The following is a 12,781-nucleotide window of genomic DNA, read 5'->3' as shown; positions in this document are numbered from 1 at the left end:
CCCGCTTCACAGTCGAATCCTAATATCATGAGCCGTGGGCGTGGGCCGAGAGGATTTAGAGGTCCAGTTGAAAAAGCAAGAGATTGGAAGGGAACCATCAAACGGATTTGGTTCTATATGGAGAAGGAAAAAGTAGCATTAGTTGCTTCGATTATTTGTGTGATTCTTGCCACTCTCCTCGGTCTTCTTGGACCTTATCTCATTGGGATCATTATCGATGAATACATTATTCCAAAAGATATTACGGGAACGTTCAAACATTTATTTTTGCTGGCAGCAGTTTATATACTGACTGCTGTGTTCACTTGGCTTCAAATGTATATGATGATTCGCGTATCACTACAAACGATTCGAAAGTTGCGACAGGATCTATTTGATAAATTTCAAACCTTATCCTTAAGATTTTTTGATAAGCGAACTCATGGTGATCTTATGAGCAGGGTCACGAATGATATAGATAGCCTGAATAATGCACTAAGCCAAAGCGTCATCCAAATCTTGTCGTCCGTTTTAACGGTTTTAGGTATCATGATAGCTATGTTCTCCCTAAATTGGATGCTAGCCATTGCGACATTTCTGATTATTCCAGTAACCATTTTTTCTACGAAAAAATTGATTACTTATAGCAGCAGTCATTTTATAAAAAGACAGAGAGATTTAGGCGAGTTAAATGGATTTGTCGAAGAGTCTATTTCAGGAAGTGAAGTGATAACGCTTTTTGGAAAAGAGGAAAAAATAAATCACCAATTTTCAGAAGTCAATGAAAGATTGCGGCAATCAGCCACGGATGCTGATATGGTTTCTGGATTTCTCGGACCTGTCAATAACTTTATTAACAATATTGGACTTAGTTTTGTCATAGCGATTGGTGCGATCATGACTGTGAATGATATGGCATCAATTGGGATTATAGCTGCTTTTGTCACCTATTCTAGACAGTTCTTTCGCCCGATTAACCAACTTTCTAATTTGCTGAATATGTTTCAGTCTGCTATTGCTGGTGCGGAGCGTGTATTTGAGATCATGGACGAGGCACCGGATTTGATAGATAAAGAGAATGCCATTGTCGTAGATTCATTTAAAGGCGATGTTGAGTTTTCCCATGTTCACTTTGCTTATGAGGAAGGCAAACCTATTTTAAAAAATATTGATTTTCAAGTCAAATCAGGTGAGAAAATTGCCCTTGTAGGTCCAACGGGTTCAGGGAAAACGACCATTATCAATTTGCTGATGAGGTTTTATGATGCGACGTCTGGTGAGATCAAAGTGGATGGTCATGATATTCGGGATTATCAAATAAGCGGGCTGCGAAAAAAAATTGGGATCGTGCTTCAAGATACCTTTTTATTTTCCGGAACGATTATGGAAAATATTCGTTACGGACGTTTGGAAGCGACAGATAAGGAAGTTATCGCTGCAGCAAAACTAGCATCGGCACACCAATATATTAAGCATTTACCAGAAGGCTATCATACAGTCATTATGTCCGGCGGAACCAATTTAAGCCAAGGCCAGCGTCAATTGTTAGCAATTGCTAGAGCCATTTTAGCCAATTCGGATATTTTGGTCCTTGATGAGGCAACATCTAGCATCGATATAAATACTGAAGTCGAAATTCAAAAAGGTATCCATCGGCTAACGAAAGGAAAAACCAGTTTTGTCATTGCTCATCGTTTGAAAACCATTGAAAATGCGGATCGTATTTTGGTCATTCATCATGGTGAAATCATCGAGTCGGGCACACATCAAGAGCTTTTACAGAAAAAAGGATTTTACTTCAATATGTATGAAAGTCAGTTCAATATCCGAGAAAAAACAAATAGCAAAGCTTTGTAGAAATGGATTATGATTTTTAAATCATTATAGATAGCGATTAATCTCATTGTTTTATGTTCCGCTCCATAATCACTGAGAGGGAGATAGTAAAAATTATTTTGAAAAGGATGTTTGAGTTTGTTCTTCAAACTTTGCATTATAAATGGGTTCAAACCACTATAAAAAGAATAGGAGATGTTATCATGTTTGTTCAAATGAAAAAAATAACTGTTACAGAGGGTCATGCAGATAAGATAATTGAACGTTTTGGTGGAAAAGGAATCGTAGAAGAACAAGAAGGCTTCATTGATGCAACTGTAATGGTCAAAAAGGTTCGTCGTGGCGATGAAGAGGTAGTTATTATGATTAGATGGGAATCAGAAGAATATTGGAAGAAGTGGGAAAAAAGCGATGCACATATTGCTGGACATAAAGCAAACAGAGGAAAACCAAAGCCAGAATTTATCATTCGTACAGAGGGCGAATTATACGAAGTAAAAACAGTTAAAAACAGAGTGCAATAATTATTTATAGATTCAAAAGCTTCTCAAATATTGTTAGTCAGAGTAAATCTGAAATAGCATCGTCTGAAAATTAGGGATTCAGGCTTTATCACATATGAACAGGCAGCAAGCCACCGCTTGAAGTCTCAAGTGAAGTAAGAGGAATTGAGAGTTTCTTAATTAGAAATCATGGAACTACCACTACCTGTACTGGTAGTTTCATTATAAAGTAAAATGGCCGTTGAAAGTTCAATGAAATGCAACTTTCAACGGCTAAATGAACATATTGGACTTTTTCAGTGACCTCAGCATTCGCCCAAGGAAAAAAGCAAGCGATCCGCAGCGGAAATCAATAGGTTATCTAATTTCTATGTCAAGAACAAATTTTGGTGTAGCACCAAAATTATACAACCAATATATTTAGTTCTTAATCAAGAACAACTTTGATGTGAACTATACTTTTTAAAAACTTTTTGGATAATCCTTGATATCCGAAAACAGGAAGACCTTTCGATCATTGCTGATTTATATGATCCATTTTAAAGATATAAACCCGCAAGAAAAATCCCTAATACTTTTTGATAGATTTCATCAAACTGGTTGATAGGAAGTGGGTTTACACCATGTCCGATTTCAACAGTAAATCCGGGCTTTCGCCAGTCCTGAATGAACCAGTCCTTATATCCAGCATAACTTTCTATGTTTCGAACAGGTTCGTATCCGCTCACTCTGCTGAACTCCTCCACCATAGCTTCAGATTCAGCAGGTTCCAGATTTTCAAATCCCCAATAGATTTCTTCGCCTTGCGTATGAAAGGCAAGTACTCTAGCAAAATGGCTTTTTTTAGTCAGCTCCGCCATCGCGATTGCTTCAGGCTCAGATAAAGGTTTTTCGCCGCCATAATCTCTTGGCCCAGGACTTTTAGGATTGCGTGCTCTTTCTTTTTGCCATTCAGCAGGGAATTGATCATTTAGATCAACACCTCTAATATTTGCTTTCCAACCTGAAAAGTCCCAACTATTATTGTTCCAGCTAACGACTTGATTTCTCCATGCTTCATTAGCTGGTGGACCATTCAACACTAGACTAACACCATCTGGATTGACCATTGGCACAATGGATAATGATGTTTGCTGATAGAGATTCGATGGGGAGATATCTCGAATGGTTTTAGAATTTGTGAGAGATAGTAAATAATCATTTAAAAACGTCATAACAATTGGTGTTGTAATCCACTCATTTGCATGAAACGATGCGTTGTAATGAACCTTTTTATCTCCAATTCCCACTTTAAGCTCGGGTATTTCATGACCTAGAACAGAATTCCCTATAGTGGAAACCTTTAAAAATGGATAAATGCTTTGTAGATGTCTAATATCATTCATCATAATATCGTAGTCATAATCTTGCTTTCCAAATATTATTTTTGAAGTAACTCTTTTAGGAATTTGGATCGTTTGCCCAATTTGTAGATGATAAGGATCGAGGTTCAGGTTCGCCATAAGGATCATATCCACTGATATGCCTTTTTTTCTAGCAATGTGCCATAAGGAATCTCCTGATTTAATCTGATAGTTGTTCGTTATAAATCCTGGAATTTTGATTTTCTGATGAATGATAAGATTTTGTGGATGGATCGTTGGATTCGAATCAATGATTAGTTGAAGATGAATTCGAAATAATTGGCTATAAAGCCATAGTGAATCTCCGGGTCTAACAAATATGTCCAAGTTATCCCTCCCTCTCTATAAAAGTTTTAATCACAAAAACATATGATATAGGTGGGTGGAGTTTATTGTAAGCCCCCATTCAAGACGCCAATAAAAACAGAGACGGACTCGTTATTGAAAAGGTTAATTTATCTCCAAACGTAATAAAAATCGGCTGTTTGGTTCATGAATGAAAGAAAAAATTTTATTGGAAATTCTGAAGAGGAGCTTATTAAGCAAGCTTAAAAGTATCCAGATGCAATGAAATTAGTGTGTAATGGATCATCATCCTTCAAAGAAAGTGCGGAAAGCAATAATCCGCTACTAGCAAATTGTATGATGATATGGAGCGATATATGATTTAAAAGATAAAGCCTATGATTACACTTAAAGAAGATCTAAGAAGTAGATCCTAAATGATTGCCTATACTAAAAAGGCATTTATCCCGCTTTAACGGGCAGTAAGACCCCCCTCTCAAGATTTAGAGAGAACCAAGAAAGATAGAGGGGCGATCAACTGTCCATAAAAGTCCGATTGGTTCGGGCGGGCAAGCAAGATGTTGGTCATTCAGGTGTTGCCACAGGACGTGGCGTTTTAACCTAAATTCCTCTAGTTCAGTGGGGATGAAGAAAATCCCACTGATGGAGTTTCACTTTATCCCTTTTTCATAATAAAGGTTAAGTGTCTGCCAGCTTGTTTATCCTGGCGATAAGAGAAGCCTTCAGGGTTTAAATACGTGCACGTGGAATCGACTGTAATTTGTTCGGTAGGGATGCCTGCCAGTTCGCATTGCTTTTTTACGGTTTGTTGATTATCAATATGATATTTATGAGTTTGATCATTGTAATACATAAAGTCATCTGCATAGCCAAGTGCTTTAAATTGGAGATATACATCTTCATCCACTTCAAATTTTTCTTGACTCAATGCTGTTCCAATGTAGATATGCAAGTCGTTTGGACGACAATGTTCAGCATTTTTTAAAAGTTCAAATGTTTTTAACGAAATTTCCTGAATAGTTCCCTTCCAACCAGAATGAATAACACCTATAATCCCTTTTGTCGCATCATAAAAAGTTATGGGAACACAGTCTGCTGTGAAAGAACCTAGAAGGAGGTTTGGTTCGTCAGTATATAATGCATCCGTATTTTGGATGGCTGTATGGTTACTTTCGGCACCTTTCCCTTGATCGTCTAATGTTACTTTATGGATATTAGCGCTATGTGTTTGGTTAGCGCAAACCAATTGATTTAAACCACAATTTAAAGTAGCAGCTAATTTTTGGCGATTTTGGATGATATGGTCAGGGTTTAAACATGTATGAAGTGCCATATTTCCTTCTTCAGGTTCATGAGGATCTCTCATCGTAATTCCTGCAATAAAACGTTCATTATCCAAATAGATATTCGTTTTCATAATCATCACCTAACTTTAATATATATAAATGGTTTCGAGAAGTATAGGCATTTGGTAAGAGGACAAAAAAAGCCCTTATGATAACGAGTCATAAGGACTGCTTTTAATCATTTGTTCAATAAGCTATGTCTTCTACCATAAATAAAGTAAATGACTAAGCCAACAACCATCCAAATACCACAGAAGATAAATGTGTGTGTAGATAATTGTGACATTAAGAAAATGCACAAGACAAAGGAGATAATAGGAACGAATGGATAAAACGGTACTTTGAATCCATCATTCGGAGTTTCTTTGTTCTTCCGTAAAAAAATTACACCAATTGATACAAAAGTAAATGCTAATAAAGTGCCCATATTAACCAGTTCAGTCAGCTTATCTAACGGAACAAAACCTGCGCAGAATACGATGAGAGTAGCTGTAATCCATGTATTTTTGGCGGGTGTTTGATGTTTTGGGTTAACTTCAGACAGGATCTTTGGCAATAGACCATCACGACTAAATGCATAAATAAGACGAGTTCCACCGTAAAGCATAACTAGTATTACGGTCATCATCCCGATAACTGCTCCTAGTGAGATGATACCAGAAATCCAATCTTGATGAACAAGTTGCATCGCAAAGCTGACAGGGTTGTCAACATTCAATTTTGTATAAGGAGCTATCCCTGTTAAAACAAGTGAAACAGTTACATACAAAACAGTACAGATAAGCAATGATCCAATAATCCCAATTGGCATATTACGCTGCGGCTTTTTCACTTCTTCAGCGGCTGATGATACAGCATCAAAGCCGAGATAAGCGAAGAATACAAGAGCTGCGCCAGATAAAACACCTTTCATCCCAAATGGCATAAGAGGTTTCCAGTTTGCAGGTTCTACATAAAATACCCCTACTACAATAAATAGTAAAACAACTGAAACCTTCAAGCCAACCATGATTGTGTTCAATCTAGCGGATTCTTTCACTCCGATCGTTAATAGGAATGCAGTGATAAAGATAATGACGATTGCAGGTAAGTTAACAAACGTACCATTTGCCGGATCAAATGCACCGGAAAAAGCCTTTGGTATATGGATATTAAAACCGGCTAACAATGAGTTCAGATATGCAGACCATCCTGTAGCAACAGCTGCAACAGCTAACCCATATTCTAGTAATAAAGACCATCCAACGATCCAAGCGATCACTTCTCCAAATACCACATAAGTATAGGTGTATGCACTTCCTGTTACAGGGATCGATGAGGCAAACTCAGAATAACACATCGCTGCGAATGCACAAACGATGGCTGCAATGATAAAAGAGAAAATAATTCCTGGACCTGCATGTTCAGCTGCTACAGTTCCTGGTAAGATGAAAATTCCTGTCCCGACGATGGCACCGACGCCTAGTAGCATTAAGTCAAATGCACCAAGTGTTTTATTTAATCGAACTTTACCATGCTGATGTAACAACTGATCAACAGATTTTTTTCTGAAAATAGTATTTTTCATTAGATACACTCGATTCTATTAAAAAATCTAAAATATTGATTCATACTTTCTAGCATTTATCCCGCATGAACAGGCAGTAAGACCCCCACTTTGAGCTGTAAATATAGTGGGGATCAACTGCCTGTAAAAGCCTGATTGGTTCAACGAACACCCAGTAAGAGGTAAAAAATAAACTGAGTGAAGTTTCACTTAATTGTCTAAATAAGCATGTCTCATTTTTAATTACATAAAAATTCTAAACATTTATATAATGCATGTCAAATATATTTGTCGAATTTGCAGATGTTTTGTCAAATAAAAAGAACTATTCCGAAAATAATAGCTTTTTTATGAGTGGAAATGATATAAAGATTACTGAAATTAAAGAAACCTTATATATAATTTTCGATAAGAAATGTGTTGATGATCCGGTTTCATCCACTAAAATATTGAATATTAGCTGATTTCCTATAGAATCTGTGTGGATTTTTACCCATAAAAAATAGCATGCTTGATTTCTCCAAGCATACTATTTTTACTTAGGTATCCGGGAATACCCCATATTGTTTAAGCTAAATAAGCTTCTCTGATTTCATCATTTTCGATTAAATCATGTCCTTTACCGCTTAAAACAATTTCACCATTTTGAATAACATATCCTCTATTAGCGATACTTAATGCTTGATAAGCATTTTGTTCCACTAATAATATCGTCATGCCATCTTGATTTAACTGATCGATGATATGAAAGATTTTCTCCACAATAATTGGAGCGAGCCCCATTGAAGGTTCATCCAACATCAACACTTCAGGTTTCATCATTAAGGCACGACCAATGGCAAGCATTTGTTGTTCGCCACCACTCATGGTTCCACCTTTTTGGTTTAATCTTTCTTTTAGAATGGGGAAGTAGTCATAGACCCGTTCGATTCTTTCTTCGATTACATTTTTCTTTTTTACAGAAAAAGCACCCATCAATAGATTTTCTTTTACCGTTAAATTTGAAAAGATTCTTCTACCTTCTGGCACATGAGCCATACCAAGCAAGGTGGTTTCATGTGCGGGTTTATTGGTGATATCTTGATTTTTAAACTTGATAGAACCTGATTTTACTTTTACCAATCCACTTACAGATTTTAAAGTGGTTGACTTTCCGGCACCATTACTACCGATTAATGTAACGATCTCGCCTTGATCCACATCCAGTGTAATGCCTCGTAAAGCATGAATGCCTCCATAATAAGTATTAATATGATCAATTTCTAATATAGACATTTAAACTCGCCCCTTTGCTAACTAATTAACGGCAGCGGATCCTAAATAAGCTTCTATTACTTTTTGATTTGATCGAATTTCATCAGGATTTCCTTCCGCAATTTTTTCTCCATGATCAAGTACAATGATATGTTCTGAAATGCCCATGACAAGCTTCATATCGTGCTCGATGAGTAGAACAGATGTATGAAATTCTTTTCCCATTTGTCGGATGATTTCGGTTAGTTCTTTTGTTTCTTTAGGGTTCATCCCTGCTGCGGGTTCATCCAATAAGATCAATTTGGGTTTAGTGGCAAGAGCTCTCGCCATTTCTAATTTTCTTTGGGCACCATAACTTAAATTACATGCTTTTTCGTTTAATAGAGAAGACAATCCGAAATATTCTAACAAACGATAGGCTTCTTTTTCAGCTTCTAATTCTTCCTTTTTAGTAATAGGAAAATCCAACAGAATGCTTAAGAGATTTGCTTTCAAATGACTATGCATACCGACTAAAACATTTTCAATAACTGACATTTCATCGAACAGCCGAATGTTTTGAAATGTTCGTGAAATGCCTTTTTTGGCGACCATATCAGGCTTAAGTCCGACTATAGATTCGTTGTTTAATTTTATTTCTCCAGATGTCGGTTGATAAACACCTGTTATCATATTGAAAAAAGTCGTTTTACCAGCTCCATTTGGTCCAATAACAGCTGTAATAGAGTCTTCCTCAACGGTCATAGATATATTACTATTGGCTGTTAAACCACCAAATTGCTTTGTGATGTTTGTTACCTCTAATATTGGCATATGCATTCCTCCTAAGAGTAAATCTTTGTCTGTTCCTTAGAATCTTTGTCTTGCAATGTAGTCATAGGATTTCCTTTTGAACCGTTGTCTTTAGAATTTGATTTGTCAGATGCTAATTTTTTTTCGTCAAAAACCCTATTCTTAGCAGGAATCAATCCATTGGTTTTATACAATGCGAAAATGATCAGCAATGCGCCAAATATAAATTTTTGCATTTTAGCAGGGGATAATGCATCAGGGATTGAAACCACTCCACTAATATTCAGTTGGTTTACCCAGTTGGTTAACTCGGTTAAGACTTGCAAATTTAGTATGGTAACAACGGCTGCTCCAAGAATTACCCCAGGAACGCTACCCATGCCACCAAGTACGACCATTACTAGAATCGTGAAGGATTCCATCAAGGTAAAACTTGTCGGATCGATAAATTGTTGTTTTGCTGCGAAGACAACGCCCATCATTCCGGAAAAGGATGCCCCAAGTGCAAAGGCCATTAGTTTTGTTTTAACAAGTGGAATACCCATCGCTTGAGCTGCAATTTCATTTTCACGTATAGCCTTCCAAGAACGTCCAAGTTTTGAACGTTCCAATCTTAGAACAGCAAAGAGTGTAAAGAGTAAAATGACAAGTGTGACAAAGTAAAATTGATTTGGAAAAGAAAGTTCATATCCAAAAATTTTAGGATGTGCAACGGATGCGATCCCCATAGCGCCGCCAGTAATATTGACAGGAGAATCACTATTGTTAAATACAATACGAATAATTTCTCCAAATCCTAATGTAACAATTGCTAAATAGTCTCCCTTAACCCTTAATACTGGAACACCGATTAACACACCAGTAATCGCAGCAGCAATTGCGCCAATGATTAAGAATGCCCAAAAGCTGTTACCATCTAAAGGATAGTGACCAAATGGCATAAAGTTTGAGGCTTGAGGAGTGGCAAAGATGCTATAGGCATATGCGCCAACAGCAAAGAATGCAATAAATCCCATATCCAATAATCCAGCCATCCCAACAACAATATTAAGACCTAAAGCCATTGAAACATATATACCAACCATTGTCGCAACTTCCATATAGGATTGAAAAGCGGGACCACCGCTAGATGCAAATGGAATGAGTATAAATAACAAAATGAGGCCAATCATCCATTTTGTGCGATTTTTAAGATTCATGTAATAAAGAAATAATAGAGATGATAGTAAAAGTAAAAAAGATATAACCGATTTTTGTGAAAAATACAGTGCTAAAGATGTCACGATGACAAATGCTACAAATAAAATGAGTTGAGGCGTTTTATGTAGCTTGAAAGCTGAGAGTTTTTCTTTCATGATCTTTCACCTACACTTTCTCAGCCACAGGTTTACCTAATAAACCTTCTGGCTTAAAGATTAGAACTAGAATTAAAATAGCAAAAGCAAAAACGTCTTTATATTCGGCTCCTAGAACGCCACCTGTTAATAATGAAAGGTTAGCAGCTGCGAACATTTCAAGTATCCCTAAAATAATTCCTCCAAGCATGGCACCTCGGATATTACCAATACCGCCTAATACTGCTGCCGTAAATGCTTTTAAACCTAGGATAAATCCAATGTAAGGGTCAATGGTTCCATATTGAACAGCAAACAAAACGCCTGTTGCGCCACCTAATGCTGAGCCTACAAAGAAAGTAACAGAGATGATTTTGTTGACATTAATAGACATAAGGGCAGCGGTATCGCGATCAAGAGAAACCGCACGCATAGCTGTGCCATATTTTGTTTTGTTAACAAAGAAGTCAAGTGCGATCATTAAGATTATCGCTATGATAAGTACAAGCAAGAAAGAGGTTTTAAAGCTAGAATCATGAAAGACACTTGAAATGGAGGAAGTAGGTATATGAATTTGCTTTGTAAATAAGGATGGGCCTGTTATAATATAATTTCCTTTTGCTAGCTCTGCTATAAAACGAACAACATCTTGAAGGACAAAGGAAATTCCTATAGCAGTTATAAGCGGGATAAGCCTTGGAGCGTTCCGAAGAGGACGATATGCAACTCTTTCAATTCCCATTCCAAGAAAACCAGTTAGAACAGCAGCAACGACTAACATAATAATGACCACTAATATGGATGGGATAGAATGTAGTAATCCCATACTTGAAAATGCAATAAGGATAGCAGTGCCAATAAATGCACCTGACATAAAAATTTCACCATGAGCAAAGTTGATTAACTGTAAAATGCCGTAAACCATCGTATATCCAAGGGCGACAACTGCATAAACAGTACCAAGTGTAAGGCCATCTATTAAAACTTGAGGCAAGCTCTGAATCATTTCATGAAGCATAATAATCCCCCTTTATAAACAACTTCTTTTGATAAATAAGAGTGTTGAGAGGAATATCTCAACACCCCATGTAAACAATTGATTATTGACTAACTTCTCCTTGAAGTGCAGGAGGATAGCTAGCTTTATCGAATTTATACAAGAATACTTTCGCTTTCGTGTTGTCCCCTTTATCATCGAAGGAAACTTCTGTTAGGGCCCCTTTGTAATCTTTTACAGCACGTACGGCTTCAGCGACTTTTTCTTTAGAAGGTAATTTATCGCCATTTGCTTTAATAGCGTCTTCTATACCTTTCAGTAAAACCCCCATAGAGTCATAACCATAAACAGAATAGGATTCTGCTTTTTTATTAAATTTCGCTTTATAATCTTCTACGAATTTTTTACCACTTTCGGTTTTCGTACTATCACCAGCAACAGAAGTAATATAAGTGTTAGCTACTGAATCTCCTGCGATATCAACTAAACCTGATGAGTCTAAACCGTCACCACCCATAATTGGAACATCAATGCCCTTTTCACGAGCTTGTTTAATAATTAAACCGCCTTCAGCATAAAGACCTCCAAAGTAGATGACGTCAGGGTTTTGAGCCTTAGCTTTATTGATTACACCGTTAAAATCTTTTTCACCAACAGTGATACCTTCATAACCTACAACCTTTGCACCTTGACTTTCAATTGCTTTTTTGAATTCATCTGCTAAACCTTGTCCATAAGCTGTTTTATCTTGAATAATAAATGCTGTTTTGGCACCTAATTCTTTTACTGCATATTCTGCACCAGCTGGTCCTTGGAAATCATCTCGTGCAACGATACGATTGACTGTTTTCAATCCCCGTTCTGTAACTTCAACTGCTGTAGCAGCTGGAGAAACCATAGCTACATGATACTTTTCATATACTTCCGAAGATGGAATCGTAACCCCAGAATTTAAGTGACCGATAATACCATAAATTTCTTTATCTGCTCCAATTACGTTGGCATTAGAAACACCTTTTTTAGGGTCACCTTGGTCATCATATGGTTCAAGTTGAAGCTTGTAACCAAGCTTTTCGAATTTTTTACTTTCTTCTTCTAATTTAAGTTGTGCACCGAGTTTAAGTGCTTCACCTAAAATAGCAGAACCACCAGAAAGAGGTGATTGAGTAGCAATTTTAATGACTTTACCTCCAGATCCGCCTGAACCCCCATCAGATGAATCAGAAGATTTGGAAGAGCATCCTGCAAGAACCCCTGCGATTAAAGCTCCAGAAAGTAATAGAGTTAAAGATTTTTTAAATTTCATAATAAACCCCCTCTGTTTTTATTCAATCCATTACGAAGTTTGCAAATTGGATTTACCTTAGTATATTGATTAAACTATAAAAAAACACTAATCATGTAAGGAAAAATTACACACTTTTTTAGAAAACAAGTATAATTTTAAAATAATGATAGAAATATAATCATTTCATGTTAAAAAAA

General features: G+C 36.7%; 10 protein-coding genes. 2 read left to right on the top strand and 8 right to left on the bottom strand.

Annotated features, from left to right (window positions below; all coding sequences use genetic code 11):
- The first annotated feature begins 27 nt into the window (after nt 1–27).
- Together FEZ13_RS17620 and FEZ13_RS17615 are read left to right on the top strand one after the other, a co-directional pair.
- Nucleotides 28–1,836 (top strand): ABC transporter ATP-binding protein, encoded by a 1,809-nt coding sequence (locus FEZ13_RS17620; RefSeq protein WP_146553816.1) that lies wholly within the window; start codon nt 28–30, stop codon nt 1,834–1,836.
- A gap of 182 nt (nt 1,837–2,018) precedes the next feature.
- On the top strand, nt 2,019–2,339 hold the full coding sequence (locus FEZ13_RS17615; protein WP_208222038.1) for an antibiotic biosynthesis monooxygenase family protein: 321 nt from the start codon (nt 2,019–2,021) through the stop codon (nt 2,337–2,339).
- Nucleotides 2,340–2,857: 518 nt separating this feature from the next.
- Here the strand turns inward: FEZ13_RS17615 and FEZ13_RS17610 are convergent.
- The 8 genes from FEZ13_RS17610 to FEZ13_RS17575 all read right to left on the bottom strand — a co-directional run bounded on the left by FEZ13_RS17610 (nt 2,858) and on the right by FEZ13_RS17575 (nt 12,602).
- Nucleotides 2,858–4,048, bottom strand: coding sequence for a M14 family metallopeptidase (locus tag FEZ13_RS17610; RefSeq protein WP_146553746.1), 1,191 nt, complete (start codon nt 4,046–4,048; stop codon nt 2,858–2,860).
- Between the two features lie 634 nt (nt 4,049–4,682).
- Nucleotides 4,683–5,444 carry a peptidoglycan editing factor PgeF gene (gene pgeF / locus FEZ13_RS17605; protein WP_146553745.1) on the bottom strand — a complete coding sequence of 254 codons (762 nt, stop codon included), beginning with the start codon at nt 5,442–5,444 and terminating at the stop codon, nt 4,683–4,685.
- A 107-nt stretch (nt 5,445–5,551) separates the two neighbouring features.
- The gene (gene bcaP, locus FEZ13_RS17600) at nt 5,552–6,940 is read right to left on the bottom strand and encodes a branched-chain amino acid transporter BcaP (RefSeq protein ID WP_146553744.1); all 1,389 of its coding nucleotides are present in this window, start codon (nt 6,938–6,940) and stop codon (nt 5,552–5,554) included.
- A gap of 546 nt (nt 6,941–7,486) precedes the next feature.
- Nucleotides 7,487–8,194 carry an ABC transporter ATP-binding protein gene (locus tag FEZ13_RS17595; RefSeq protein WP_146553743.1) on the bottom strand — a complete coding sequence of 236 codons (708 nt, stop codon included), beginning with the start codon at nt 8,192–8,194 and terminating at the stop codon, nt 7,487–7,489.
- 21 nt (nt 8,195–8,215) lie between these two features.
- Nucleotides 8,216–8,986, bottom strand: a complete 771-nt coding sequence (locus tag FEZ13_RS17590; RefSeq protein WP_146553742.1) for an ABC transporter ATP-binding protein — start codon at nt 8,984–8,986, stop codon at nt 8,216–8,218.
- 11 nt (nt 8,987–8,997) lie between these two features.
- Nucleotides 8,998–10,320 (bottom strand): branched-chain amino acid ABC transporter permease, encoded by a 1,323-nt coding sequence (locus tag FEZ13_RS17585; RefSeq protein ID WP_146553741.1) that lies wholly within the window; start codon nt 10,318–10,320, stop codon nt 8,998–9,000.
- Nucleotides 10,321–10,330: 10 nt separating this feature from the next.
- Nucleotides 10,331–11,317: a branched-chain amino acid ABC transporter permease gene (locus FEZ13_RS17580; protein ID WP_146550484.1), complete on the bottom strand. Its 987-nt coding sequence runs from the start codon at nt 11,315–11,317 to the stop codon at nt 10,331–10,333.
- An 82-nt stretch (nt 11,318–11,399) separates the two neighbouring features.
- Nucleotides 11,400–12,602: a branched-chain amino acid ABC transporter substrate-binding protein gene (locus FEZ13_RS17575; protein WP_146553740.1), complete on the bottom strand. Its 1,203-nt coding sequence runs from the start codon at nt 12,600–12,602 to the stop codon at nt 11,400–11,402.
- Between the last annotated feature and the right edge of the window lie 179 nt (nt 12,603–12,781).

This window comes from Rummeliibacillus sp. SL167, assembly GCF_007896505.1.
Taxonomy (GTDB): Bacteria; Bacillota; Bacilli; order Bacillales_A; family Planococcaceae; genus Rummeliibacillus; species Rummeliibacillus suwonensis.
Note: the sequence above shows the minus strand (reverse complement) of the source record. Positions and strands in the feature narration are given on the sequence as shown.

Coding starts and splice junctions, on each gene's coding strand:
- FEZ13_RS17590 (WP_146553742.1), bottom strand. CDS start 8,986: ATGCCAATATTAGAGGTAACAAACATCACAAAGCAATTTGGTGGTTTA.
- FEZ13_RS17580 (WP_146550484.1), bottom strand. CDS start 11,317: ATGCTTCATGAAATGATTCAGAGCTTGCCTCAAGTTTTAATAGATGGC.
- FEZ13_RS17575 (WP_146553740.1), bottom strand. CDS start 12,602: ATGAAATTTAAAAAATCTTTAACTCTATTACTTTCTGGAGCTTTAATC.
- FEZ13_RS17615 (WP_208222038.1), top strand. CDS start 2,019: ATGTTTGTTCAAATGAAAAAAATAACTGTTACAGAGGGTCATGCAGAT.
- FEZ13_RS17595 (WP_146553743.1), bottom strand. CDS start 8,194: ATGTCTATATTAGAAATTGATCATATTAATACTTATTATGGAGGCATT.
- bcaP (WP_146553744.1), bottom strand. CDS start 6,940: ATGAAAAATACTATTTTCAGAAAAAAATCTGTTGATCAGTTGTTACAT.
- FEZ13_RS17585 (WP_146553741.1), bottom strand. CDS start 10,320: ATGAAAGAAAAACTCTCAGCTTTCAAGCTACATAAAACGCCTCAACTC.
- pgeF (WP_146553745.1), bottom strand. CDS start 5,444: ATGAAAACGAATATCTATTTGGATAATGAACGTTTTATTGCAGGAATT.
- FEZ13_RS17620 (WP_146553816.1), top strand. CDS start 28: ATGAGCCGTGGGCGTGGGCCGAGAGGATTTAGAGGTCCAGTTGAAAAA.